Consider the following 23,499-nt stretch of genomic DNA (forward strand, 5'->3'; position numbering starts at 1 on the left):
ATTCGAGGAGCCAGCCGATGAGTACGCTTTCGTTGCATCAGACGCCGCTGCGGCCGTTCGTCGACGGTCTGGGCGCGCTGCTCGCGTCCGGCGCGAACGAGGCGCGCATTCTCGACGAGGGTGGCGCATTGCTGGCCGCGCTCGTCGAACACGACGACTGGTTGCCCGACGCATTCGCGCGGCCCGACCCCGCGCGCTATCGGCAGTACCTGCTGCATCTCGACCCGGACGAGCGGTTCTCGGTCGTCAGCTTCGTGTGGGGCCCTGGCCAGACGACGCCGATCCACAACCACACGGTGTGGGGGCTGATCGGGATGCTGCGCGGCGCCGAAATCTCGCAGCCGTACCGGTTCGACGCAGCGGGCAAGCCCGTGCCGTCCGGTGAAGCCGTGCGGCTGCAGCCGGGCGAAATCGAGGCCGTGTCGCCGCGCATCGGCGACGTCCATCGCGTGACCAACGCGTTCGACGATCAGGTCTCGATCAGCATCCACGTGTACGGCGCGAACATCGGCAAGGTCGAGCGCGCGGTGTTCCTGGACGACGGTACCGTGAAGCCTTTCGTGTCAGGCTATTCGAACGCCTGATGCAACGCGCGTGCGCGACCGGTTGCCCGCACACACCATCGGGCCCAAGATTCATCCGTTCCGCTTTCTTCATCGACTTCAACGCATTCAAGACAGAGACACCGTGACGCAATCCGCCGATTCCACTTCCCGCTTTCCCGTCGCGTCGTACCAGGACGTGCGTGCGCGCCTGCTGGCCCGCGACGAGATCGCGCTGATCGACGTACGCGAGGAAGATCCGTACGCGCAGGGCCACCCGCTGTGGGCCGCCAACTTTCCGCTGTCGAAACTCGAACTCGACGCTTGGACGCGGATTCCTCGCCGCGACACGCCGATCGTCGTGTTCGGCGAAGCGGGCGGCGAGGACCTCGCGCCGCGCGCGGCCGCGACGCTCGCGCAACTCGGCTACACCGACGTGCGGCTGCTCGACGGCGGCCTCGCGGGCTGGCTCGCCGCGGGCGGCGAACTGTTCATCGACGTGAACGTGCCGAGCAAGTCGTTCGGCGAATGGGTCGAGGCCGAGCGGCATACGCCGTCGCTGTCTGCACAGGAGGTGCAGGCGCTGATCGATGCGAAGGCCGACGTCGTGATCGTCGACGCGCGCCGTTTCGACGAATACCAGACGATGAACATCCCGACGTCCACGAGCGTGCCGGGCGCGGAGCTCGTGCTGCGCGTGCGCGCGCTGGCGCCGAACCCGGCGACGCAGGTGATCGTCAACTGTGCGGGCCGCACGCGCAGCATCATCGGCACGCAGTCGCTCGTCAACGCGGGGCTGCCGAATCCGGTCGCCGCGCTGCGCAACGGCACGATCGGCTGGACGCTCGCGGGACAGACGCTCGAGCGTGGCGCCGCGCGCCGCTTTCCGGACGACATCGACGCGACGCAGCGTGCCGACGCGCGCCAGGCGGCGCGCGCGGTCGCTGAGCGCGCGGGCGTGTCGCGCATCGCGCTCGCGGATGTCGCCGCGCTCGACGAACCGGGCCGCACGTTGTACCGCTTCGACGTGCGCACGCCGGAGGAGTACGAAGCCGGCCATCTGCCGGGCTTCCTGAGCACGCCGGGCGGCCAGCTCGTGCAGGAAACCGATCATCACGCGGCCGTGCGCGGCGCGCGGATCGTGCTCGCCGACGACGACGGCGTGCGCGCCGACATGACCGCGTCGTGGCTCGCGCAGATGGGCTGGGACGTGCGCGTCGTCGAACCGGAGGACGGCACGGCGAAATTCGGCGAGCGCGGCCAACCGCCGCGCGACGTGCCGGCGACGCCGCCCGTGACGGACGTATCGCCCGCGACGCTCGCGGGCTGGCTGAAGGAGGCTGCACCCGGCGAGCTGGCGATCGTCGACGTAACGACCAGCGCGAACTACGTGAAGCGCCATATCCCGGGCGCGTGGTTCGCGGTGCGTGCGCAGTTGCGCGACGCGCTCGCGGCGATTCCGCCCGCGAAGCGCTATGTGTTCACATGCGGATCGAGCCTGCTGGCGCGATTCGCGGCGGACGACGCGCGTGCGCTGCTGCCGGCTTCGGCCGACATTTCGGTGCTGACCGGCGGCACCGCCGCATGGATCGAGGCCGGGCTGCCGCTCGAAAGCGGCGAGACGCATCTCGCGTCACCGCGCGTCGATCGCTACCGGCGCCCGTACGAAGGCACCGACAACGCGGCGGCGGCGATGCAGGCGTATCTCGACTGGGAGTACGGACTGGTCGATCAGTTGAAGCGGGACGGCACGCATCACTTCAGCGTGATCTGACCGATGCGGCGCTACCGGGCGCGGCGGCACGCTGTGCGCCGCGCCCGGCTACCGGCTCTCGGGCACGTGCGGCGCGATCAGCGCTTGAACGTATCGACGGCGGTGCGGCCGACGGCCGGATCGTCGGTGAAGAAGCCGTCGATGCCCGCGCGCAGGTACGCCTGGATCTCGCGCACCGAGCCGGCGGTGTTGCGCGTGGCCGGCGTGCCGCCGTCCTTCAGCGACGCGGGCAGGAAGTTGTTCTCCGGGCGGAACGTGTACGGATGCACGACGAGGCCGGCCTCGTGCGCGTAGCGCACGTACGGCGTCGGCTGCTGCAGCGTGCCGTCCGCGGCGACGGCGATGATCGATGTCTTGTACGGGCCGACGCCGTTCGCATAGGTCGCGATCTCGCGCATGCCGTCGCGCGTCGACAGGTCGCCGTAGGTGCGCTTGTCGTTCGCTTTCACGAAGTCGTACGGGCGCTGGCCGGCTTCGTCCATCAACTGCACGAGCTTCCAGTTCGGCTGGCTCGACTTGATCCGGTTGCGAATCGTCTTCAGGTTCGCGACCTCGAACGACTGGATGTAGACGGTCGCCGTGCGCGCCGTGTACGCATCCTTCAGCAGCGCATCGACGAGACGGTCTTCGAGCGGCAGGTTGATCGACTGGAAGTAGGTCGGATGCTTGGTTTCCGGATACAGGTGGATCGTGCGGCCGGTCTGCGCGGACATCTGCTTCGCGAGCGCGACGATCTCGTCGAACGTCGGAATCTCGAACTGGTCGTTGTAAGCGGTGTTCGCGGGGCGGACCTGCGGAATGCGCTCGCGGGCACGCAGCGTCTTCAGCTCGGCGAGCGTGAAATCCTCGGTGAACCAGCCTGTCAGCTCCGCGCCGTCGATCGTCTTGGTCGCCTTGCGGCTCGCAAACTGCGGCAGCGTCGACACGTTCGTCGTGCCCGAGATCTCGTTCTCGTGACGCGCGACGAGCACGCCGTCGCGGGTCGACACGAGGTCGGGCTCGATCACGTCCGCGCCGTCCTCGATCGCCTTGCGGTACGACGCGAGCGTGTGTTCGGGGCGCAGCGCACTTGCGCCGCGATGGCCGACCACCTGGACCTTCGCGGAAATCGGCTGGGTGGGATCGGACGCGACGTCGTCGTCGCCGCCGCATGCGGCGAGCAGGAACGCGGCGGCGCACGCGAACGGGACGTAGCGCAGGGAGGTCGGGCGCTTGAAGAGCATGGTGGTGAACCTTCGAAACGGGAGTCGGAAAGGGGCGGTCGCTCAGGCGGCGCGGCTGTCGCACCGTGTCGCACGGAGTCGAATGGGACGCGATCGTCGCACCGAATAATTACATATGTATTACTTGCGCCTTTCCGTTGCATATTTTTGGGGCGCGATGCTCGCAGCAAGGCGGTTGGCGGTGGCTTGATGTGCGACGCATTCCGCCCGTCTGAGGCAGGCTGCGCGCCGGATGCACTAAACTTGCGGGAATTTTGCATCGCTGCGCCGGGGCCGACGCCCGCCTGGCGCGACGATGCGGCGACTCGCGGGCCAGCGCGGGCGCCCGGCGCCCGTGTGCGTCCCGGGCCGCGCCGGCCGATTTTTCCCGACCCATGACGACTCGAACCGACTCCGCCTACCTGCTCGGCGACCTGCTGAAGAACGTTTCCCGCTCCTTCTACCTGACGCTGCGCGTGCTGCCCGACGGCATGCGCAACCCGGTCGGCCTTGCGTACCTGCTCGCGCGCGCGGCCGACACGATCGCCGACACGGCGCTCGTCGCCCCCGATCGCCGGGCCGCGTTGCTGACCGACCTGCGCGACGAGGTCGAACGGCTCGGCGACGGCGTTGCACTGTCGCGTGCGCTCGCGGACGTGACGCGGATGCAGACCGATTCGCACGAGCACGTGCTGCTCGGCTCGATCGAGCCGATGCTCGCGCTGCTGCGCGCGCAGCCGGACGCCGATCGCGCGTCGATCCGCAAGGTCGTCGCGACGCTGACGGCGGGGATGGTGTTCGACCTGAGCACGTTCCCCGACGAGCAGTCGGGGCAGGTCGCGTCGCTGCCGACGCGCGACGAACTCGACCGCTACACGTATCTGGTCGCCGGCTGCGTGGGCGAGTTCTGGACCGACATGACGGGCATGCACACGCCGGCCGCGCGTGGCTGGAACCTGCCGGACATGTGCGAGAAGGGCATCCGTTTCGGCAAGGCGCTGCAGATGACCAACATCCTGCGCGACTGCGGGAAGGATCTGCGCATCGGCCGCTGCTACCTGCCCGACGACGTGCTGGCTGCGCACGGGCTCGGCGTCGCCGACCTGATGTCGCCCGATGCGTCCGCGCGTGCGCGCGGCGTACTCGTCGACCTGCTGCGGGTGTCGCTCGACCAGTATCGCGACGCGTGCCTGTATACGCTCGCGATCCCGCGCCGCTTCGTGCGGCTGCGGCTCGCATGCCTGTGGCCGATCATGATCGGCCTCGAAACGCTCGAACTGCTGGCCGGCCACGCGGCGTGGCTCGATCCGGTCAAGCCGGCCAAGGTGCCGAGAAAGCGCGTCTACCGGATCATGGCGTCGTCGCTCGCGCTGGTCGGCTCGAACGCCGCGATTCGCGCGCGCATGACCGCGCTCACCGACGCGGTGAATGCGCATCTCGTGCAACCGGCCACGCGCTGAGTCGCACTGAACGACGCCGGTACGACAGATGCCGGCGTCGCCAGTCGGCCCGCGTTCGCCGGGCCGCTCCCGTCCAACTGTCCATCCCCCAAGCTTCGACTAAAACGTTTTCATTATTTCGTGTCACGAAATGTGGGTGTCATGAACGTCAGCGATCCTGCGCGGCGGCGTGAATCGTGGCGTCAGCCGCGGTCGCGCATTTGTAAGATGGATTTTGCCGAAGGCATCTGACGACATCCGACGGTCTCGTTGCACCCGTAAAAATGTAAAGCTAGGGTTTTCACCGGGAAATGCCGGAGAGGCCCGCAGCGCAAGCGTTTCAAGGTGTTATGTAACCGTTTGGTGAACCCGCGCGTTGCGTCGATCATACGATGACCGACCGCACGTGTTGGGAAATAATCGGTAATCCGTCAGAATTGCGCCGGCATGTACTCGCACATGTGTCAGATCATAAAACCACACCACAAAAGAAACATTCTTTGAGGACGGAGAATCAATGAAAAAGCGCGTCGCTGTTGCCATGACGGCAGCTGGCCTTGCAGCCGCTACCGCCGCTCACGCCCAGAGCAGCGTGACCCTGTACGGTATCGTCGATAACGGTCTGGCTTACCAGAACAACTCGTCGGCAGTCGGTGCAACCTCGGGTGGTCACTCGAAGGTGCAGATGTCCACCGGCGTGTGGGCAGGCAGCCGCTTCGGCCTGAAGGGCAGCGAAGATCTCGGCGGCGGCACGAAGGCGATTTTCCAGTTGGAAGCTGGCGTCAACACGGCTAACGGCTCGTCGCAGTGGACCAACGGCATCTTCACGCGTCAGGCGTGGGTGGGCCTGACCAACAACACGTACGGTACGCTGACGGCCGGCCGCCAGTACACCGCGTACTACACGCTGCTGTCGCCGTACAGCCCGACGACCTGGCTGACCGGCTACTACGGCGCGCACCCGGGCGATATCGACTCGCTGGATACCAGCTACCGCGCGAACAACTCGCTCGTCTACATGTCGCCGAAGTTCTACGGCTTCACGGTCGGTGGTTCGTACTCGTTCGGCGGCGTTGCAGGTGCAACGAACCGCGGCTCGACGTGGAGCGCGGCGATCCAGTATCTGAACGGCCCGGCAGGCATCGCAGTCGGCTATCAGAAGATCAACAACGCGACGCTCGGCGGCGGCGTGTGGGGCGCGAACTCGACGGTGCAGAACGGCCTCGGTACGGACGGCAATGGCGCGCAGCCGGCAGTTTCGTCGATCAACAACGGCTACGCTACCGCGCAATCGCAGCAGCGTATCGCTGTGACGGCTGGCTACCAGTTCACGCCGGCATGGGACATTTCGGCATCGTACTCGAACGTCCAGTACACGCCGGGCCTCGGTTCGTCGTTCCGCAACACGGCCATCTTCAACACGGCAGGCGCCGTGCTGCACTGGAAGGCAGCCGCTCAGTGGGATTTCGCAGCGGGCTACTCGTACACGGCGGCAACGCAGTCGAACGGCATCTCGAGCGCAGCGAAGTACCATCAGGTCACGCTGTCGCAGTACTACAGCCTGTCGAAGCGCACGGGCCTGTACGCAGTTGAGGCTTACCAGCACGCAAGCGGCAACACGATCGGCAAGACCGGCATCATCGCGGCAACGACGTCGATCGGCGACGGCGTGGGCGCAGGTTCGAAGCAGAACCAGATTGGCGTCGGCGTCGGCATGATCCACCGCTTCTGATGTCGCGCGGCGCGCGAGCGCCGCTTGCGGCATGCGGTATGAAAACCGGCCTTCGGGCCGGTTTTTTTATGTCCGCGCGATTCGTGCGACTGCCGCGCCACGATCGCCAGGCGGGCGGCGTCGAGCCCGCATCACTCGCTCACTCCGCCGTGTCGTCCGTCCAGCTTCCCGCCAGCGCCTGGAACAGCGCCGCCGTATCGGCGAGCCGGTCGGCCTGCGCGCGTGTACGGTCGAGCGCCGTCTGCAGCGTCTGCCGCTGCGCGTCGAGCAGGTCGAACGTGCTGATCCCGCCTGCCGCGTAACGGTCGCCGGCAATCCTGTTGCTGGCCGCCGCTTCCTGCGCGGCGGTGTCTCTCGCCTGCAGTTCCGCCGCGTCGTGCTCGACCGCGCGCATCGTGTCGGCCACCTGCTGCAGCGCCTCGATCACGGTTTCCCGGTAACTCGCCAACGCCGCGTCGTAGGCCGCTTCGGCCGCACGCTTCTTCGCGCGCAGTTCGCCGCCGTGAAAGAGCGGTTGCGTCAGGCCGAGGCCGACATTCCACACGTTGAGCCCGCTCAAGAGATCCGCGATGCGCGTGCGCTCCGAGCCGATCCCCGCCGAAATCGACACGCGCGGATACAGGTTCGCGGTGGCCACGCCGACGTTCGCGCTCGCCTGGTGCAGTACGGCTTCGGCCGCGCGGATATCGGGCCGTTCGCGCGCGAGCGTCGACGGCAACGCGACGGGCAGCGTGCGCGGCAGCGTAAGCGCATCGAGTGTGAGGTCAGGCAGCACGGCATCGGACGGCGGCACGCCGAGCAGAATCGCGAGCCGGTGGCCGGACTGCGCGAGGCGGGCCGCGAGCGGCGGCAGCGATGCCTGCGTCTGCGCGAGCAGCGCGCGTTGCGCATGCACGTCGGCCTGCGATATGCCACCCGCCGCGAAACGCGCTTCGACGATGCGCAACTGCTGCGTCTGCGCGTCGATCAGCTGCCGTGTGAGCGCGACCTGCCGCGCGAGCGACGCGCGCAGGATCGCGGTTGCGACGACGTTGCCAGCGAGCGTCAGGCGTGCGGCGTCGAGCGTGTACGCCTGGTAGTCGACTTGCGCGCGCAGCGCTTCGAGCGCGCGCCGGTTGCCGCCGAACACGTCGAGCACGTACGACACGCTCACCGACGCGTCATAAAGCGTGAACGGCCCTGGGCTGGGCACGTTGGCGGGCAGGCCGAATGCGGTCGTGTCGACCTGCTCGCGCGTGGCGGAGAGGCTCGCATCGACTTTCGGCAACATCGTCGCGCCGGCTTCGGCCGCATGGTTCTGCCGCGCTTCGTCGAGCCGCGCGCGGGCCGCGGCAAGCGTCGGGCTGTTGTGCCACGCGGTATCGACGAGCCGGTTCAGGGGTTCGGAATCGAACTGCGTCCACCAGTGCCGAGGTGTGTGCGCGGCCGACGTGAAAGCCTGCGTATCGCCGGTTGGGCCGGCGGCGGCCGTCGTCGTGGGCGGCTCGCCGTGCGTGTAGCGTTGCGTGGCCGGCGCATCGGGCGCGTGGAAATCCGGCCCGACCGCGCATCCAGCGACGAACAGCGCGGCCGCGGCCAGTGTGCAGCCGTGAACGGCATAGGAGGGGCGACGCGAAGCCGGTTTCATCGTGCGTACCTAGTCGAGCGTCCGCCGGTAGAAGCGCAGTGCGACGCCCATCACGACGACGGTGAACAGCGCGACCGGCCACACGGACGGCCACAGGTCGCTCCAGCCGTTGCCTTTCAGCAGGATGCCGCGCACGAGGCGGTTGAAGTAGGTGAGCGGCAGCAGGTTGCCGATGAACTGTGCCCACTTCGGCATCCCGGCGAACGGGAACATGAAGCCCGACAGCAGGATGTTCGGCAGGAAGTAGAACACCGCGAGCTGCATCGCCTGCAACTGGTTCTGCGCGAGCGACGACAGCGTGATGCCGACCGTCAGGTTCGCGGCGATGAACAGCAGCGCGGACAGGTAGATCGCGAACACGCCGCCGACGAACGGCACATCGAACACGAAGCGCGCCGCGGCGACGATGATCGACACCTGGATCAGCCCGATCAGCACATACGGGACGATCTTGCCCGTCATCACCTCGAGCGGCCGCACGGGCGTCGCGAGCAGGTTCTCCATCGTGCCGCGCTCGCGTTCGCGCGTGATCGCGAGGCCCGTCATCATCACCATTGTCATCGTCAGGATCACGCCCATCAGGCCCGGCACGACGTTGTACTGCGTGATGCCCTCGGGGTTGTACAGCCGGTGCAGCACGACGTCGAACGCGGCCGGGCGGCCGTTCAGGTAGGCGAGCGGGCCCGTCAGGTCCTTGTCCGCGACGGGCTGCACGAGGCCCGGTAGCGCGCCGATCGCTGACGCGGTCGCGACGGGATCGGTCGCGTCCGCCTCGACGAGCAGCGACGGACGCTCGCCGCGCAGCAGCCGTCGCGAGAAGTCGGCCGGCACGTTCAGCACGAACTGCACGTCGCCGCGCGCGAGCGCATGGCGGCCGGCCGCCTCGTCGGGCAGCGTCTCGACGATGTCGAAGTACGCGGAATTGCGCATCGCGGCGACGAAGCTGCGCGCGAACGGGCTCGCATCGGCGACGATCACCGCCGTGGGCAGGTGCTTCGGATCGGTGTTGATCGCGAAGCCGAACAGCGTGAGCTGGATGATCGGCACGCCGACGATCATCGCGAACGTCACGCGGTCGCGCCGCAGCTGCAGGAATTCCTTCAGCACGATGCTCCACCAGCGGGCGACCGAGAACGCGTCGCGCAGGCGCGCCCACGTGTTCATGACGACGCTCCGCCGGACGGCCCGGAGGCACGGCCCATCATGAAGATGAACACGTCCTCGAGCCCGGTGTCGATCGGCGCGACCTGCAGCGCGGCGGGCCCGTCGGCCTGCGCGGCGACCTGCGCGAGCGTCGCGTCGAGCTGCGTGCGATCGCGGCCGCTCACGTGCAGCGCCGAGCCGAACACGACCGTCTGGTCGACGCCCGGCATCGTGCGCAGCCGAGCGGACAATTCGCTCAGATGCGCGCCGGTGACCGCGCGGGTCACGAGCCCCTGCGACGCGACGATCTCCGCCGACGTGCCCTGCGCGAGCAGTTCGCCGTACGCGATATACGCGAGCTTGTGGCAGCGCTCGGCTTCGTCCATGTAGTGCGTGCTGACGAGCACCGAGATTCCCTGCGCGGCCAGCCGGTGCAGTTCTTCCCAGAAGTCGCGGCGCGCAGCCGGGTCGACGCCGGCCGTAGGTTCGTCGAGCAGCAGCAGCGCCGGCTCGTGCAGCATGCAGGCGGCCAGCGCGAGGCGCTGCTTCCAGCCGCCCGACAGCGCGCCCGTGAGCTGGTCCGCGCGGCTCGCGAGGCCGAGCGAGTCGAGCGCGCGCGCGACGGCTGCCTTGCGGTCGGACATCCCGTACACGCGCGCGACGAAGTCGAGGTTCTCGCGGATCGACAGGTCTTCCCAGTACGAGAAGCGCTGCGTCATGTAGCCGACGCGCCGCTTGATCTGCGCGCTGTCGCGCACGATGTCGTAGCCGAGGCAGGTGCCGCTGCCCGAGTCGGGCGTGAGCAGCCCGCACATCATCCGGATCGACGTGGTCTTGCCGCTGCCGTTCGGCCCGAGAAAGCCGAAGATCTCGCCGCGCGCGACGCGCAGCGTCACGTCCTTCACGACGTGCTTGTCGCCGAAATGCTTGTTCAGGCGATCGACGTCGATCGCGTACGGTGCCGGCGGCGCGTTCATGGCACCCTCACGGCGACGGGCTGGCCCGGGTGCAGCTTCGGCGCGTCGGCGACCGCGGGGCGCGCCTCGATCATGAACACGAGCTTGGTCCGGCTCTCGTTGCTGTAGATCACGGGTGGCGTGTATTCGGCCTCGCTCGATACGTAGGTGATGCGCGCGGGCACGTCGGCCGCACAGCCGTCGCAGTGGATCGCGACCATGCGCCCGGGCGCGAGCGATGCGACGGCGGCCTCCGGCACGAAGAAGCGCACCTTCAGGTTTTGCGGCGGCAGCATCTGCACGACCGGATTGCCGGCCTGCACCCATTCGCCGACGCGATACAGCGTGTCGTACACGCGCCCGGCGGCGGGCGCGGCGACGCGTTTCTGGTCGAGCTTCCATTGCGCCTCGGCGACCGCCGCCTGCGCGGCGTCGACCTGCGCGGCCTGCGCGGCGACCTGCTGCGCGCGGCCGGGCAGGCGCGCGACGTCGACCTGTTTCTGAAGTTCGCGCATCTGCGCGGCTGTGGTTTGCGCGGACGTGCGCGAATCGTCGAGCTGCTGCTTCGACAGGCCGCCGGCCGCGTACTGGCTTTCATCGCGCGCGAGTTGCGTGGCGGCTCGCGCGGCCAGCGCGGTGGACTGCGCGAGCTGCGCCTGCGTGACCGCGATTTCCGGCGGGCGTTTGCCGGTCTGCAGGTCGGCAAGCTGTGCGCGGGCGGCCGCGAGCTGATGCTGCGCCTGCAGCAGCGCGGCCGTTTCGCTGACGGCTTCGAGCGAGAACGCCGGTGCGCCGGCGGCGAGGGTCTGGCCGCGCGCGACGGACAATTGCGTCAGCGTGCCCGATTGCGACGACGACAGGTACACGAATTCGCCTTCGACGTAGCCCTGATAAGTCGTGCCGTTGCCGGCCGACCGTCCGCAACCGGCGAGCAGCGCGACGGCGACGGTGGCGAGCGCGAGCGGCAGCGCGCGGCGCGCGTTCATGACGGCCTCCCCGGCGAGGGCGAGCGGGCCCGCGCGCGGGGCGCGGCGGCCGGCTGCTGCATGCCCGAACCGAGCAGCGCGCGGACATGGCGGTGCAGCACGTCGCGGTCGATCGGCGGCAGGCCGCCGCGCGCGCTTTGCCACAGTTTCGCGGTCGCGAGCGGCAGCATCACCAGCGCGATGATCGAGTGGAACAGGAACGCGGGTTCGAGCGCTGGGTTCAGCGTACCGGCCTGCTGCGCGCCGCGGATGCGTTCGGTGAAGCGTCCGACGTGTTCGAGCGGAATGCGGCGGATCATCCGCTCGCGCAGCAGCCCGCCTTCATGGATGATCTCGCGCAGCCAGATCGACGGCAGCCACGGCATGCGGTGCGTGACGTCGAAGAAGCGGTCGACGAGTTCGGCGACGAGCGCGAACGGGTCGTTTTCGATCTGCGGCTCGGTCGGTCGCCACACGAACGCGATGGCCTGCGCGAGCCGCTCCTCGACGATCGCGTCGAGCAACTGCTCGCGATTCGTGAAGTAGTAGTGAACCATCGCCGACGTGACGCCGGCGGCGGCGGCGATCTGTGCGACGGTCGTCGCGGCGATGCCGCGCTCGGCGAACAGCTGCATCGCGACGTCGAGCATGTGGTCGCGCAGGTCGAAATCGTCGACCGACGGGCGGCGCCCGCGCGGCCTGGCGACGGTGGATTTCGCGTTCATGAAATCGACGCTAATTGATGAGTTAGTTAATTTCAAGGAGGGGTTTTCGCTGCCGTTGACCTGGATCAGGTGCGGCTCGAATCGCGGCGCGGACGGGCGTGGTGTCGCGACGGCCGTGCACCGCCACGCGGCGTTCGAATGAAGGAAGCGGCTACGGAAGAAGCAACGCGCGCGAACGCAGCTGTCGCGCGCTCAGGCCGCGCGCCGGTTGCCCTTGACGATCCACTCGCTGAACGTCGGGTCCGCCAGCGCGCGGCGCGGTGCGGCTGCCACCGGGGCCAACGAAGCTTCGTCGGAACGCCGAGGGGACTGTTCGATCGTTTCACGCGGGCTGTGCCCGAATTCGGCCTTGAAAGACCGGCTGAAGTGCTTGTCGCTGGCGAATCCGTAGCGCCATGCGAGATCCGCGATGCGGGTTCGCGGGCGGGCCGGATCCGCGAGCATGTTCCGGATCCGCACGAGCCGGGTGCGCTGCACGAGCTTCATCACGCCGCCGTCCGGCTGGAACAGCCGGTACAGCTTCGGGCGCGACACGCCGATCGCCTTGCAGATTGCGTCCGGACACAGACCGGGGTCGGTCAGGTGTTGCTCGATGTAGCTTCGGGCGCGCTCCCGCAGCGCGGCGTAGCGTACGTCATCGTCGTGTCCTTACTCGGGCATCTTGCGGAACGCGATTGCGAAACGGTTCCACGAGTTGATCGTCGCGATCAGCATCGACAGGTCGAACAGTTCCTCGTCGGTGAAGTGCGGCTTCACGGCTTCCCAGACGGCGTCGGGCACGTGATTGCTGGCGACCAGCGTCAGCGCCTCGGTCCATTCCAGCGCTGCGCGTTCGCGCTCGGTGAAGAACGGCGTCTCGCGCCACGTGACGACGGTGGCCAGGCGGCGGTCGGTTTCGCCACCCTTGCGCGCGTCGGTCGTGTGCATGTCGACGCAGAACGCGCAGCCGTTGATCTGGGACGCACGCAGGCGGACGAGTTCGGCGAGCGGCTTCTCGATCGAGCACTTCGCGAGGAATTCCTCGGCGTTGCGCATCACCTTGATCGCATTCGGGCTGGCGGCATAGAAGTTCAGGCGCGGTTGCATGGCAGGTCCTTGTTCGGTGGGAGCGCACGGTGGCACGACAGGACCCACTTTAAGACGCGTGCTGGCCTGCTTAAATGGCCAATTTCCGGGAAATTCAGGTAACCAGTGCCGAGCCGGCGAGGTTGCCCGAACCCAGCACGCCGGCCAGCTTCGCGAGCGCCGTGTCGATGCGCAGCGCGTCGATCCCGCCATAGCCGAACAGCAGCCCCGCCCGGACCGGCACGCCGACGTGGAACGCCGAGATGCCGTACAGGCCGATGTTCTGCGCGCGGGCCGCGCGGACCAGCGCCGCTTCGTCGGGCCCCGGTTTCAGGTAGGCGGCGAGGTGGATGCCGGCCGTCGGCACGATCGCGTCGAACCACGGCGCGAGTTCGCCGCGCAGATGCGCGATCAGCATCTTGCGGCGCGCATCGTAGTGCTTCTGCACACGCTTCAGGTGCCGTGCGAAATCGCCTTCGAGCATGAAGCGCGCAAGCGCCGCCTGCGTCAGCGTGCAGGTATGCCAGTCGACGATCTGCTTCGCCTTGGCCAGCGCGCCGCGCAGTGCGCGCGGCGGAATTGCGTAGCCGATTCGCAGTTCGGGAAAGATCGTCTTCGAGAACGTGCCGACATACGCGACGAGGCCCGTGCGGTCGAGGCTCTTCAGCGATTCCACCGGCCGGCCCTCGAAGCGGAACTCGCCGTCGTAATCGTCCTCGATGATCACCGCGCGGCGGCGCTGCGCCCATTCGAGCAGCGCGACGCGCCGGTCCAGCGTCATGGGCATCCCGAGCGGGAACTGATGCGACGGCGTCACGTAAACGAGGCGCGCGTCGTCGGGCAGCCGTTCCGTGACGAGGCCGTGCGCGTCGACCGGCACGCCGATCACCGTCGCGCCGAGCGACGCGAACGCGGCGCGCGCGGGCGGATAGCCGGGATCCTCGACCGCGACCACGTCGCCGGGCCGCACGACGACACGGGCGATCAGGTCGAGCGCCTGTTGCGCGCCTTGCGTGACGAGCACGTCGTCCCAGCCGCACGCAACCGCGCGGCTGAACGCGACGTAGCGCGCGATCGCGCCGCGCAACTGCGGATCGCCGGCCGGGTCGTGGTACTGGGCGGGGCCGCGCATCTGCTGGCGCAGCGCGTGATGCAGGCAGCGCCGCCACGCGTCGAACGGGAACAGCGCCTTGTCGGTCACGCCGCCGCGGAAGTCGAAGCCGGGCGAATCCTGCGGCGTGGGCATCGCGAGCGCGTCGGGCAGCTCGTCCCACAGCGCGCGCGCATCGACCGCGTCGACGCGCGGCGTGTCCTCGACGAGCGACGGCGCCGACATGGCCGCGGCTTGCGGCACGCGCGCGAGGCCGTCGGCGACGAACGTGCCGTCGCCCGCGCGCGTATTCAGGTAGCCCTCCGCGACGAGACGCTCGAACGCGTCGAGCGTCGTCTTGCGCGAGACGCCGAGCTGTTTCGCGAGGTCGCGCGTCGACGGCAACCGTGCGCCGCCGGCGAGCCGCCCGTCGACGATCGCGGTGCGCAGTTGCCGGAAGATTTGCCCCGTCAGGTCGTGACGGCCTTCGATGCGGATGGCGATGTCCATCGCGGGTGGTTACCTCGATTGCCGTGATTTCGTATGGTCCAGCATACCGGAAGTCGAACGCCGCAGCGGGGTGCGGGCTGCATGGCGGCTGGGCGGGACGCCTGTACCGGTCGCCCACGGGCAAAGAAGCAGGGGCGTCCGGCCGAACGACCGGGCGGCGCAACCTGGCGACCGGCATCCGCTGCCCGCGTCGCCGGATTGGACCTCGGCTGGCCGCTGCCTTACGATCCACGACAACCCCACACCGGAGCGAGCCCATGCTGTCCGAAGACGAACTTGCGCTGCTCGACGCGATCCGTGCCACCGGCAGCCTGTCGCGCGCGGCGGCGCGGCTCGGCAAGGCGCCGTCGACGGTGTCGCACGCGGCGCGCCAGCTCGAAACGCGCTTCGACGCGCTGCTGTTCGACCGGCGCGGCTACCGGCTGCAGCTCACGCCGGCCGGACAGTTGCTGACCGACGAGGCGGCAAGGCTGGCGCTGGACGTCGCGCGGCTGACGCAGCGCGTGCGGCAGGTCGCGAGCGGCTGGGAAGACCGGCTGTGGATCGTCAGCGACGAGGTGCTGGAGTTCGACACGCTGCTGCCGGTCGTCCGCGCGTTCGATGCGCTCGACTCGGGCGTGTCGTTGCGTTTCACGCACGAAGTGCTCGGCGGCACCTGGGAAGCGCTGCGCGACGGCCGCGCGGACCTGGTGATCGGCGCGACCAACGAGCCGCCGGCGATCCCCGGCTTCAAGTGGTTCGAGCTGGGCGCGATGGAGTGGGTGTTCGCGGTGTCGCCACGCCATCCGCTGGCCGCCGCGAGCGGCGCGCTGACGCGGGACGCGATCGGCGCGCACCGCGCGGTCGTCGTCGCCGATTCGTCGCGGCGTGTGGCGGGCCGTGCGTATGGCCTGCTCGGCGGGCAAGCCGTGCTCGCGGTGCCGTCGATGCGCGCGAAGATCCTCGCGCAGCGCGACGGGCTCGGCGTCGGCTGGGTGCCGCGCCGGCGCGTGGCGTCGTTGCTCGCGCGTGGCGAACTCGTGGAAAAACCGACGGCCGATCCGCGCGAGCCGAACCTGCTGTATGTCGCGTGGCACGGCGACCGGGACGGCCGCGCGCTGCAATGGTGGCTCGAGCAATTGCGCGAACCGCGGCTCGCGCAGCGCCTGCTCGACGGCATCGACGTGGCGGGCTGACGCGGCGCGGAACGGCACGGGCCAATCGAACTGGCCCGCCCAAACACGTTCGACGATTTCGCACATGTTCGCCGCGCACGTCGTACGGCAAGGCCGGGCGCCGCGCGCATCCTGTGTTCACGGTCAACTCACCGGTTCACAGGAGAACATCATGCAACGCTTCGAAGGAAAGACGGTCCTCGTCACGGGTGGTAACAGCGGCATCGGCCTGGCGGCCGCCAAGGCATTCGCGGCCGAAGGCGCGCGCGTCATCATCACCGGGCGCGATGCGCAGACGCTCGAGGCCGCGCGGCAAACGCTCGGCGCAGGTGCGCTCGCGATCCGCAACGAGGCCGGCAGCGTCGCGTCGGCCCACGCGCTGGCCGATGCGATCGCGTCGGCGGGGGCGCGGCTCGACGCCGTGTTCATCAACGCGGGCGTCGCGAAACTCGCCCCGTTCGCCGACAGCGACGAGGCCATGTGGGATCTCGTGTTCAACACCAACGTGAAGGGCGCGTATTTCCAGATCCAGTCGCTGGTGCCGCTGCTGAACCGCGGCGCATCGATCGTGATCAACGGCTCGATCAACGCGCACATCGGGATGCCCGGCTCGTCGGTGTACGCGGCCAGCAAGGCGGCCGTCAATTCGTTTGCGAAGACGCTGTCGGCGGAACTGCTGCCGAACGGCGTGCGCGTGAACGTCGTGAGCCCCGGGCCCGTGCAGACGCCGCTCTACGGCAAGCTCGGGCTCGATGCGGCCACGCTCGACGAAACGGCCGACAAGATCAAGGGCCTCGTGCCGGTCGGCCGTTTCGGTACGCCGGATGAAATCGCGTCGACGGTGCTGCACCTGAGCGCGCCGGAATCCGCGTTCATCGTCGGCGCGGAGATCATCGCGTCGGGCGGGATGGGGCTGCTCTGACCCGGTCGTGACACAGGCGGGGGCCGCAACCGCCCGGTGCAACGCCGGGCGGGCGGTTCCCGCGAACTGCATTTGCCGCGCTGCCCGCTTTGAGGGACCGCAGACGCTCGCGGATCGCGCCCCGCCGCAAAGCCCACGACGACGGCAGGGGCGATTGCCCGTTTTCTAGACGACCGGTCTAATCAGGGGCTATCATCCGTCCTCGTGAATGCGGCGACGTCCGTGGCATATGCAACAAAGACGCGAAAATGCCATTTCGCGCTGCGATGCTGATGGTGCAGCGAGACGCCGTCGTTTTATTTTGAATTGTTCTAGACGACTGGTCTAATAGGCGCATGCCACATTCGGATACGCGGGTCGCACGTTGACGCGTCACAGCTGACTAACCGACAGGCGTGCCGCGCCGACCGGATTGTCCGGTTGGGCGGCCCCGTTCCCGTCCATTTTCGAAGGAGTGTCCGATCATGAAGATTCTGGTTGTCCTGACCTCGCACGACACGCTCGGCGACACCGGCAAGAAGACCGGCTTCTGGCTCGAGGAACTGGCCGCGCCGTACTACGCGTTCAAGGATGCGGGCGTCGAGCTGACGCTCGCGTCGCCGAAGGGCGGCCAGCCGCCGCTCGACCCGAAAAGCAACGATCCGGCCGCCCAGACCGACGCGACGCGCCGCTTCGAGGCCGATGCGGCGGCCAAGGCCGAGCTGGCTTCGACGCGCAAGCTGGCCGACGTGTCCGTGGACGACTACGACGCCGTGTTTTACCCGGGCGGCCATGGCCCGCTGTGGGATCTCGCCGAGGATCTGCATTCGATCGGCCTGATCGAGCGCGCGCTGGCGGCCGGCAAGCCGGTCGCGGCCGTGTGCCACGCGCCGGGCGTGCTGCGTCATGTGAAGAACCCGCAGACCGGCGAATCGGTCGTGCGCGGCAAACGCGCGACGGGTTTCACCAACAGCGAGGAAGCGGCCGTCGAACTGACGGAAGTCGTGCCGTTCCTCGTCGAGGACATGCTGAAGACCAACGGCGCGCAATTCGAGCGCAGCGCCGACTGGGCGCCGCATGTCGTCACCGACGGGCTGCTGATCACGGGGCAGAACCCCGCATCGTCGGAGCCGGCCGCAGAAGCGCTGCTTGCGCAGCTCGGCCACCGCTAAGCCACTAAGCCGATGGCGCCGGCCGGGCCGGCGCCGTCCCGTATCCGTCGCCGGGCGCTAGCCGGCCCGTCGACGGCCCGAATCGTTCCGTCGTGCGCATTGCGCGACGCGTTTCCAGTCGTTTTGCAGAACCAAGCAAAGGAGTCGTGGATGTCTGCCCTGTTCGAACCGTTCAAACTCAAGGATGTCACGCTGCGCAACCGCATCGCGGTGCCGCCGATGTGCCAGTACGTCGCCGAGGACGGCGTCGTCAACGATTGGCATCACGTGCATCTGGCCGGCATCGCGCGTGGCGGCGCGGGCCTCGTGATCGCCGAGGCGACGGCCGTGTCGCCGGAAGGGCGCATCACGCCGGGCTGCGCGGGGCTGTGGAACGATGCGCAGGCCGAAGCGTTCGCGCCGTCGGTCGCGGCGATCAAGGCGGCCGGCGCGGTGCCCGGCATCCAGATCGCGCACGCGGGCCGCAAGGCGAGCGCGAACCGCCCGTGGGAAGGCGACGACCATATCGCCGACGGCGATCCGCGCGGCTGGCAGACCATCGCACCGTCGGCCGTGCCGTTTGGCGCACACTTGCCGAAGACGCCGCGCGCGATGACGCGCGACGACATCGCACGCGTGCAGGCCGACTTCGTTGCGTCGGCGAAGCGCGCGCGCGACCTGGGCTTCGAATGGCTCGAACTGCACTTCGCGCACGGCTATCTCGGCCAGAGCTTCTTCTCGGTGCATGCGAACCAGCGTGACGACGAATATGGCGGTTCGGCCGAGAACCGCGGCCGCTTCCTCGTCGAAACGCTGGCGGCCGTCCGCAAGGTGTGGCCCGAGCATCTGCCGCTGACCGCACGTTTCGGCGTGATCGAATACGACGGCCGTGACGAAGAGACGCTCGCCGAGTCGATCGCGCTCACGCAGCGGCTGAAGCAGGAAGGGCTCGACATGCTGAGCGTGTCGGTCGGTTTCTCGACGCCGGACGCGCAGATTCCGTGGGGCCCGGCGTTCCTTGCGCCGATCGCCGAGCGCGTGCGCCGCGAGGCCGGGCTGCCGGTGTCGTCCGCGTGGGGGATCGACACGCCGCAACTGGCGAACCGCGTGGTGGCGGAAGAGCAGCTCGATCTCGTGATGGTCGGCCGCGCGCATCTGGCCGACCCGCACTGGCCGTACTACGCGGCCAAGCAGCTCGGCGTCGAGCGTCCGTCGTGGACGCTGCCCGCGCCGTACGCGCACTGGCTCGAGCGTTACCGGACCGCCGACAAGGTGGCCTGAACGGGTGTGTCGCCGGGGCGGCGTGCGCATCAGATGCGCCGCCGATCTGGCGCCGATGGATAGAATGGCGGTTCGCGCCGGCCGGTTGCCGGCGCGAACCGCCATTTTTTTCATTTCGACAGAGGTGCCATGGGCGCACATGTCCCGTCGTCTCACGATCCCGCCGCGCGGCCGCGCGTGCAGCAGATCTCCCGCGCCGTGCTGTATGCGGCGCTGCTGGTCATCGCGCTGTGGGTGATCCGCGATTTCATTCCCGCCATCGCCTGGGCCTGCGTGATCGCCATCGCGATGTGGCCGATGCTGAAGCGCTTCGAATCGCACCGGCTGTTCCGCAACCGCCCGACGCTCATCGCGCTCGTCATCACGGCGGCGATCTCGTTGCTGGTCGTGCTGCCGGTGGCCGTCGCGGCGACCCAGGCGATCGGGCAGGCGCATGACCTGCGCGAGTGGCTGCGCACGATCCAGGACAACGGCATCCCGGTGCCGGACGTGGTCGGCCGGCTGCCTTACGGCGCGGCGCAGGTCACCGAGTGGTGGCAGGCCAATCTCGGCCATCCGCTGCATGCGGCCAGCGCGATGCACGGCGTCAACAGCGAGAAATTCATCGCGTTCGGCCGTCAGTTCGGCACGAAGCTTGCGCACGGGCTGCTCGAGTTCGGCTTCATGCTCGTCACGCTGTTCGTGATCCTGCGCGCCGGCCACAAGCTGTCGGGTGCCTTGCTGCAGGGCGCGCGGCGCGCGTTCGGGCGCAGCGGCGCGGAGCTGATCGAGCGGATGGTCGCGGCCGTGTTCGGCACGGTGACGGGGCTCGTCGTCGTCGGGCTCGGCGAGGGCGCGCTGCTCGGCATCGCGTATGCGCTGGCCGGCGTCCCGCATGCGGCGCTGCTCGGCCTCGTCACGGCGATCGCCGCGATGCTGCCGTTCTGCGCGCCGGTCGTGTTCTGCGGCGCGGCGCTGTGGCTGTTCGTCCAGGGGGCGACCATGTGGGCCATCGTGGTGGCCGTGCTCGGGTTCGTCGTCGTGTTCATCGCCGAGCACTTCGTGCGGCCCGTGCTGATCGGCAGCTCTGCGCGGCTGCCGTTCCTGCTCGTGCTGTTCGGCATCCTCGGCGGCGCCGAGACGTTCGGCCTGATCGGGCTGTTCGTCGGCCCCGCGCTGATGACGGTGCTGACGATGCTGTGGGCCGAATGGATTGCATGACGATGTGTGCCGGGGCGGCCGCATGACGCGGCGGCACGGATGCGCGATCAAGCGCGCATCGGCCGCCGCCACGGGCGACGATCCGGCTGGTGCCGGAGCCTGCATTGCAGCGATCCGGATAAAGTTCTCTACATTTCTTTTCGATCCGGACCCAAAGGTCTAGTAGCATGGCGCTTTCGATCACGCCGGCATGGCGCAGCAGATTTCACCAAGCATGCGATTGATTACGATGTCCCGTCCCGCAGCGACGCTGTCCCTGGCCGCCAGTTGCCTGATGTTGCACGGTTGCGCGTGGTTCGACTCGTGGCTGCCATTCTCGTACTCGCGCACGCCGCTCGCGCGGGCCGCGTCGCGGCATGGCGCGACGCGCGCCGATGTCGTCCGCGCCGGCGGCAATCCGCGCAGCGTCTGGATGGTCCGCAACGGCAGCGGCGTCTGCTACAACTACTTCATCGAGCACGGCAACGATCACCGCGAGTATTTCGTCGTGTTCGACCGGGCCGGCGTCGTCACGCAACACGGCTTCGATTCCTGCATGAACGCCGACCGCAAGGGCACGCTCGCGCCGGGCAAGGCCGCTTCGCGCTAGCGCGGCGGCCGTGCCCGCCCGCCATTACGCGATCGTGTCGAGTACGCCGCCGTCCGCGCGCAGCGCGGCGCCCGTCGTCGCCGACGCCAGCGGCGAGCACACGTACACGACCAGGTTCGCGATTTCCTCGGGCAGCGCCGGTCGCTGGATGATCGACGTCGCGCGCTGCGTGCGCACGAACTCCACCGCGACGTCGTCGATGCTGCGGCCTGTTTCGTCGGCTTGCGCCTTCAGCATCGCGCGCACACCTTCCGACATCGTCGGCCCCGGCAGCACCGAATTGACCGTTACGTTCGTGCCGGCCGCGAGCTTCGCGAGGCCGCGTGCGATCGACAGCTGCGCGGTTTTCGTGAATCCGTAATGAATCATGTCGACCGGGATGTTCAGGCCCGATTCCGACGAAATGAACACGATCCGGCCGGCATTGCGTTCGATCATCCCCTTCAGGTAATGCCGCGCGAGGCGCACGCCGGACATCACATTGGTCTGGAAATAGTGATCCCACTCGGCGTCGTCGATGTCGAAGAACGCCTTCAGGCCGTAGATGCCCGCGTTGTTGACGAGGATGTCGGCCGCGGGCGTGTGCTGCGTGATGCGCGCGGCGCCGGCGGCATCGGACAGGTCGGCGGCGATGCCGTCGAAGCCCGCATCAGGGACGGCCGAGCGCAGGTGCGCGAGCGCGGACTGCACCGACGCGTCGCTGCGGCCGTTGACGACGACGCGCGCGCCGGCGCGCGCCAGCCCTTCGGCAATCGCGAGCCCGATACCGGCGGTGGAAGCGGTGACGACAGCGGTCTTGCCTTTCAGATCGATCTGCATGAGCGTGGCTGGGGAAGAGTGAACGGGAGCCGCCGCGCGTGCCGCGGCGGACGGAATTCTAAGCTTAGGCAAATTCCGGTCAGTAGGCCATGCCGCGAGCGCGTCGGCGGCGGTCACGCGGAAATTCCGGGGGGCGAAGTGAAGCGCTGCCGTGTATTGCGGACGCGCGAGATCGCTGTCGGCTCGGCTCAACCGAGCGCGAGCGCGCGTGGTTCACGCGCGGGGTACCCGATCGATGACGGTTTCGCCGGCTGCGATAGCAGCCTGTCGATATCCGGCCCGCCAGGATCGGCGCAACTGCCGATCCTGGCGGATGTCGTGCATGCCGCCAGCATCTCTCGCGACCGTTGCTCGCAGAACGGGCGAACCTTCAACGACGGAACGCGAGCATCAGGAGCACGTGACGAACCAGTCCCACCAGTAGTATCCGAACAGCTCCTGGGTACTTCTTTCCAGCGTATAGAGCCCGAAGCAGGCGCCAAGCGTTTCTATCCCGCTTTCTCTTGCCTTGGCGCCGATGCTGACGAACGTTTGCGGTTTCGTCAGCGGCGGCAGGCCGTCGCGCGTTTCGGGGTTCAGTTGCACGGCATTCACATCAAGGAAGTCCTGCGAAAACTGGTTGAAGACTTGCTGGCCGAACAGGTGCGAAACCTGATAAATCAGCACCGAGTCTTCCGCGTTTTCATAGAGGGAGACGGCCCTGAGTGAAACCGTGTCGCCCGGATGCAGCGTCAGAACGGGGGCTGCCGGGTCATTTCCGATCGACGCGCCCCGCGCGCCGGTGTAAAGCAAGCGCACGGCGCGATGATCGATGGCGATCGGTAACTCGGGCTGCTTGCTCGGACGCGGGTACCTCTGCTTGATGTATTCCGTGTCGATTACGGCCAGGACGTCGATTTGCTGCGCGGTCGTGTCGCGAGTGAGGCTTCCAAGATCGGCTGTCATATGGGTGCTCCATTCTGGTTTTATCGCGGAAAAGGGGCGGCGCGCTGTAGGGCGCCGCGCAAAACCTGCCGGCTTGAATCGCTCCCGTATGGCTTCGGAGCGAGTTGTCGGGGCGCTTGCCTCAAGCAGCGGAGGCTTGCCAGACCCAGAAGAAGTAGCCGAACAAGGTTTTCTTGTTTTGGCTGCGCGTATAAAGCGCAAAAGACGTTGCGAGGCGCTCGGATCCGGAGGATTTTGCGACGGATTCGAATGCCTGGAAGACCTGCGATTGCGCCGAGGTCGCGATGATGTCGGGCGTTTCGGCAGCACTCGCCGCTCCAGCCTGTTCGATGGTCACCGCGGCAAACGGACCGAACACCTGAGCGCCCGAGTATTGCTGGACGTGGTAAATCAGCGCGGCGTCTCCCGAATTGTCGGACAGCGACGTCCCCATCAGGGATACCTTGTCGCCAACATTCAATTTCAGGCTCAGATTACCGGTTCCTTCCGAACTGCTCACGCCGGGCGTGTGGCCGTTGAGCATGAACAACGCATTGCTGGCGATGCCAGTCGGGTTCTGCGCGTTCAGGCTCGGATTGGGATAGCTTCTCTTTATGTAATTCGTGTCGATAGCTGCAAGAATTTGAATGAATTGAGCGGATTTTTCCAGATTGATGCTATTCGGATCGACTTTCATTGGAGTGCCTCCG

23 protein-coding genes are annotated in these 23,499 nt (G+C 68.0%); 11 read left to right on the forward strand and 12 right to left on the reverse strand.

The window, feature by feature from the left end; genetic code table 11:
- The first annotated feature begins 17 nt into the window (after positions 1-17).
- Positions 18-584 (forward strand): cysteine dioxygenase, encoded by a 567-nt coding sequence (locus tag QZM67_RS01240; protein WP_301800332.1) that lies wholly within the window; start codon positions 18-20, stop codon positions 582-584.
- A 103-nt stretch (positions 585-687) separates the two neighbouring features.
- On the forward strand, positions 688-2,316 hold the full coding sequence (locus tag QZM67_RS01245) for a rhodanese-related sulfurtransferase (protein ID WP_301800333.1): 1,629 nt from the start codon (positions 688-690) through the stop codon (positions 2,314-2,316).
- Between the two features lie 77 nt (positions 2,317-2,393).
- Here QZM67_RS01245 and QZM67_RS01250 read toward each other — a convergent pair whose 3' ends face one another.
- Complete coding sequence (locus tag QZM67_RS01250; RefSeq protein ID WP_175025518.1) at positions 2,394-3,539, reverse strand: glycerophosphodiester phosphodiesterase; 1,146 nt, start codon at positions 3,537-3,539, stop codon at positions 2,394-2,396.
- A gap of 374 nt (positions 3,540-3,913) precedes the next feature.
- Between QZM67_RS01250 and QZM67_RS01255 the strand changes: the two genes are divergently transcribed.
- Both QZM67_RS01255 and QZM67_RS01260 read left to right on the forward strand, forming a co-directional pair.
- Positions 3,914-4,978, forward strand: coding sequence for a phytoene/squalene synthase family protein (locus tag QZM67_RS01255; protein ID WP_301800334.1), 1,065 nt, complete (start codon positions 3,914-3,916; stop codon positions 4,976-4,978).
- 496 nt (positions 4,979-5,474) lie between these two features.
- Positions 5,475-6,689 carry a porin gene (locus tag QZM67_RS01260; RefSeq protein ID WP_301800335.1) on the forward strand — a complete coding sequence of 405 codons (1,215 nt, stop codon included), beginning with the start codon at positions 5,475-5,477 and terminating at the stop codon, positions 6,687-6,689.
- 139 nt (positions 6,690-6,828) lie between these two features.
- Here QZM67_RS01260 and QZM67_RS01265 read toward each other — a convergent pair whose 3' ends face one another.
- Genes QZM67_RS01265 through QZM67_RS01285 form a run of 5 tightly spaced genes read right to left on the reverse strand, consistent with a single transcriptional unit; the run spans position 6,829 to position 12,105 of the window.
- On the reverse strand, positions 6,829-8,316 hold the full coding sequence (locus QZM67_RS01265; RefSeq protein WP_301800336.1) for an efflux transporter outer membrane subunit: 1,488 nt from the start codon (positions 8,314-8,316) through the stop codon (positions 6,829-6,831).
- A gap of 9 nt (positions 8,317-8,325) precedes the next feature.
- Positions 8,326-9,480, reverse strand: coding sequence for an ABC transporter permease (locus QZM67_RS01270; RefSeq protein WP_205824768.1), 1,155 nt, complete (start codon positions 9,478-9,480; stop codon positions 8,326-8,328).
- Positions 9,477-10,436 (reverse strand): ABC transporter ATP-binding protein, encoded by a 960-nt coding sequence (locus QZM67_RS01275; RefSeq protein WP_175025513.1) that lies wholly within the window; start codon positions 10,434-10,436, stop codon positions 9,477-9,479. Before QZM67_RS01275 ends, QZM67_RS01270 begins: the two co-directional genes overlap by 4 nt.
- On the reverse strand, positions 10,433-11,401 hold the full coding sequence (locus tag QZM67_RS01280; protein ID WP_301800337.1) for an HlyD family secretion protein: 969 nt from the start codon (positions 11,399-11,401) through the stop codon (positions 10,433-10,435). The genes QZM67_RS01275 and QZM67_RS01280 overlap by 4 nt, the downstream gene beginning before the upstream one ends.
- Complete coding sequence (locus QZM67_RS01285) at positions 11,398-12,105, reverse strand: TetR/AcrR family transcriptional regulator (protein ID WP_301800338.1); 708 nt, start codon at positions 12,103-12,105, stop codon at positions 11,398-11,400. Before QZM67_RS01285 ends, QZM67_RS01280 begins: the two co-directional genes overlap by 4 nt.
- Here QZM67_RS01285 and QZM67_RS01290 point away from each other — a divergent pair.
- On the forward strand, positions 12,104-12,247 hold the full coding sequence (locus tag QZM67_RS01290) for a hypothetical protein (RefSeq protein WP_301800339.1): 144 nt from the start codon (positions 12,104-12,106) through the stop codon (positions 12,245-12,247). The two genes, QZM67_RS01285 and QZM67_RS01290, sit on opposite strands and share 2 nt — an antisense overlap.
- Before the next feature lie 50 nt (positions 12,248-12,297).
- On the opposite strand, the gene QZM67_RS01295 is transcribed toward QZM67_RS01290, so the two are convergent.
- The 3 genes from QZM67_RS01295 to QZM67_RS01305 all read right to left on the reverse strand — a co-directional run bounded on the left by QZM67_RS01295 (position 12,298) and on the right by QZM67_RS01305 (position 14,770).
- A complete protein-coding gene (locus QZM67_RS01295) occupies positions 12,298-12,723 on the reverse strand; it encodes a helix-turn-helix domain-containing protein (protein WP_367620426.1) in 426 nt (141 codons plus the stop codon).
- 30 nt (positions 12,724-12,753) lie between these two features.
- The gene (locus tag QZM67_RS01300) at positions 12,754-13,191 is read right to left on the reverse strand and encodes a carboxymuconolactone decarboxylase family protein (protein ID WP_175025910.1); all 438 of its coding nucleotides are present in this window, start codon (positions 13,189-13,191) and stop codon (positions 12,754-12,756) included.
- A 94-nt stretch (positions 13,192-13,285) separates the two neighbouring features.
- Positions 13,286-14,770, reverse strand: a complete 1,485-nt coding sequence (locus tag QZM67_RS01305; protein ID WP_301800340.1) for a PLP-dependent aminotransferase family protein — start codon at positions 14,768-14,770, stop codon at positions 13,286-13,288.
- A gap of 257 nt (positions 14,771-15,027) precedes the next feature.
- Between QZM67_RS01305 and QZM67_RS01310 the strand changes: the two genes are divergently transcribed.
- From QZM67_RS01310 to QZM67_RS01335, 6 genes are all read left to right on the forward strand, one after another.
- Positions 15,028-15,945 (forward strand): LysR family transcriptional regulator, encoded by a 918-nt coding sequence (locus tag QZM67_RS01310; protein ID WP_175025912.1) that lies wholly within the window; start codon positions 15,028-15,030, stop codon positions 15,943-15,945.
- A 151-nt stretch (positions 15,946-16,096) separates the two neighbouring features.
- The gene (locus QZM67_RS01315; protein ID WP_301800341.1) at positions 16,097-16,846 is read left to right on the forward strand and encodes an SDR family oxidoreductase; all 750 of its coding nucleotides are present in this window, start codon (positions 16,097-16,099) and stop codon (positions 16,844-16,846) included.
- Between the two features lie 464 nt (positions 16,847-17,310).
- Positions 17,311-17,997, forward strand: coding sequence for a type 1 glutamine amidotransferase domain-containing protein (locus QZM67_RS01320; protein WP_043183571.1), 687 nt, complete (start codon positions 17,311-17,313; stop codon positions 17,995-17,997).
- A gap of 150 nt (positions 17,998-18,147) precedes the next feature.
- The gene (locus QZM67_RS01325; protein ID WP_011355338.1) at positions 18,148-19,257 is read left to right on the forward strand and encodes an NADH:flavin oxidoreductase/NADH oxidase; all 1,110 of its coding nucleotides are present in this window, start codon (positions 18,148-18,150) and stop codon (positions 19,255-19,257) included.
- A 129-nt stretch (positions 19,258-19,386) separates the two neighbouring features.
- Positions 19,387-20,457 carry an AI-2E family transporter gene (locus QZM67_RS01330; RefSeq protein ID WP_301800342.1) on the forward strand — a complete coding sequence of 357 codons (1,071 nt, stop codon included), beginning with the start codon at positions 19,387-19,389 and terminating at the stop codon, positions 20,455-20,457.
- Positions 20,458-20,671: 214 nt separating this feature from the next.
- Entirely contained in the window at positions 20,672-21,046 is a 375-nt protein-coding gene (locus tag QZM67_RS01335; RefSeq protein ID WP_043183930.1) for a hypothetical protein, read from the forward strand.
- Positions 21,047-21,070: 24 nt separating this feature from the next.
- Here the strand turns inward: QZM67_RS01335 and QZM67_RS01340 are convergent, their stop codons facing one another.
- From QZM67_RS01340 to QZM67_RS01350, 3 genes are all read right to left on the reverse strand, one after another.
- Positions 21,071-21,865, reverse strand: coding sequence for an SDR family NAD(P)-dependent oxidoreductase (locus QZM67_RS01340; protein ID WP_301800343.1), 795 nt, complete (start codon positions 21,863-21,865; stop codon positions 21,071-21,073).
- A 390-nt stretch (positions 21,866-22,255) separates the two neighbouring features.
- Positions 22,256-22,810, reverse strand: a complete 555-nt coding sequence (locus QZM67_RS01345) for an inclusion body family protein (protein ID WP_175025918.1) — start codon at positions 22,808-22,810, stop codon at positions 22,256-22,258.
- A 121-nt stretch (positions 22,811-22,931) separates the two neighbouring features.
- Positions 22,932-23,486, reverse strand: a complete 555-nt coding sequence (locus QZM67_RS01350; RefSeq protein ID WP_301800344.1) for an AidA/PixA family protein — start codon at positions 23,484-23,486, stop codon at positions 22,932-22,934.
- Positions 23,487-23,499: the final 13 nt, after the last annotated feature.

This window comes from Burkholderia sp. AU45251 (genome assembly GCF_030482905.1).
Classification (GTDB): Bacteria; Pseudomonadota; Gammaproteobacteria; order Burkholderiales; family Burkholderiaceae; genus Burkholderia; species Burkholderia aenigmatica.

Bases quoted from the DNA above. Each gene is read 5' to 3' on its own strand.
- QZM67_RS01325 (WP_011355338.1), top strand. From the start codon at position 18,148: ATGTCTGCCCTGTTCGAACCGTTCAAACTCAAGGATGTCACGCTGCGC.
- QZM67_RS01305 (WP_301800340.1), bottom strand. From the start codon at position 14,770: ATGGACATCGCCATCCGCATCGAAGGCCGTCACGACCTGACGGGGCAA.
- QZM67_RS01340 (WP_301800343.1), bottom strand. From the start codon at position 21,865: ATGCAGATCGATCTGAAAGGCAAGACCGCTGTCGTCACCGCTTCCACC.
- QZM67_RS01300 (WP_175025910.1), bottom strand. From the start codon at position 13,191: ATGCAACCGCGCCTGAACTTCTATGCCGCCAGCCCGAATGCGATCAAG.
- QZM67_RS01280 (WP_301800337.1), bottom strand. From the start codon at position 11,401: ATGAACGCGCGCCGCGCGCTGCCGCTCGCGCTCGCCACCGTCGCCGTC.
- QZM67_RS01310 (WP_175025912.1), top strand. From the start codon at position 15,028: ATGCTGTCCGAAGACGAACTTGCGCTGCTCGACGCGATCCGTGCCACC.
- QZM67_RS01270 (WP_205824768.1), bottom strand. From the start codon at position 9,480: ATGAACACGTGGGCGCGCCTGCGCGACGCGTTCTCGGTCGCCCGCTGG.
- QZM67_RS01265 (WP_301800336.1), bottom strand. From the start codon at position 8,316: ATGAAACCGGCTTCGCGTCGCCCCTCCTATGCCGTTCACGGCTGCACA.
- QZM67_RS01330 (WP_301800342.1), top strand. From the start codon at position 19,387: ATGGGCGCACATGTCCCGTCGTCTCACGATCCCGCCGCGCGGCCGCGC.
- QZM67_RS01255 (WP_301800334.1), top strand. From the start codon at position 3,914: ATGACGACTCGAACCGACTCCGCCTACCTGCTCGGCGACCTGCTGAAG.
- QZM67_RS01240 (WP_301800332.1), top strand. From the start codon at position 18: ATGAGTACGCTTTCGTTGCATCAGACGCCGCTGCGGCCGTTCGTCGAC.
- QZM67_RS01345 (WP_175025918.1), bottom strand. From the start codon at position 22,810: ATGACAGCCGATCTTGGAAGCCTCACTCGCGACACGACCGCGCAGCAA.
- QZM67_RS01350 (WP_301800344.1), bottom strand. From the start codon at position 23,486: ATGAAAGTCGATCCGAATAGCATCAATCTGGAAAAATCCGCTCAATTC.
- QZM67_RS01320 (WP_043183571.1), top strand. From the start codon at position 17,311: ATGAAGATTCTGGTTGTCCTGACCTCGCACGACACGCTCGGCGACACC.
- QZM67_RS01285 (WP_301800338.1), bottom strand. From the start codon at position 12,105: ATGAACGCGAAATCCACCGTCGCCAGGCCGCGCGGGCGCCGCCCGTCG.
- QZM67_RS01335 (WP_043183930.1), top strand. From the start codon at position 20,672: ATGCGATTGATTACGATGTCCCGTCCCGCAGCGACGCTGTCCCTGGCC.
- QZM67_RS01275 (WP_175025513.1), bottom strand. From the start codon at position 10,436: ATGAACGCGCCGCCGGCACCGTACGCGATCGACGTCGATCGCCTGAAC.
- QZM67_RS01315 (WP_301800341.1), top strand. From the start codon at position 16,097: ATGCAACGCTTCGAAGGAAAGACGGTCCTCGTCACGGGTGGTAACAGC.
- QZM67_RS01250 (WP_175025518.1), bottom strand. From the start codon at position 3,539: ATGCTCTTCAAGCGCCCGACCTCCCTGCGCTACGTCCCGTTCGCGTGC.
- QZM67_RS01260 (WP_301800335.1), top strand. From the start codon at position 5,475: ATGAAAAAGCGCGTCGCTGTTGCCATGACGGCAGCTGGCCTTGCAGCC.
- QZM67_RS01290 (WP_301800339.1), top strand. From the start codon at position 12,104: ATGAAATCGACGCTAATTGATGAGTTAGTTAATTTCAAGGAGGGGTTT.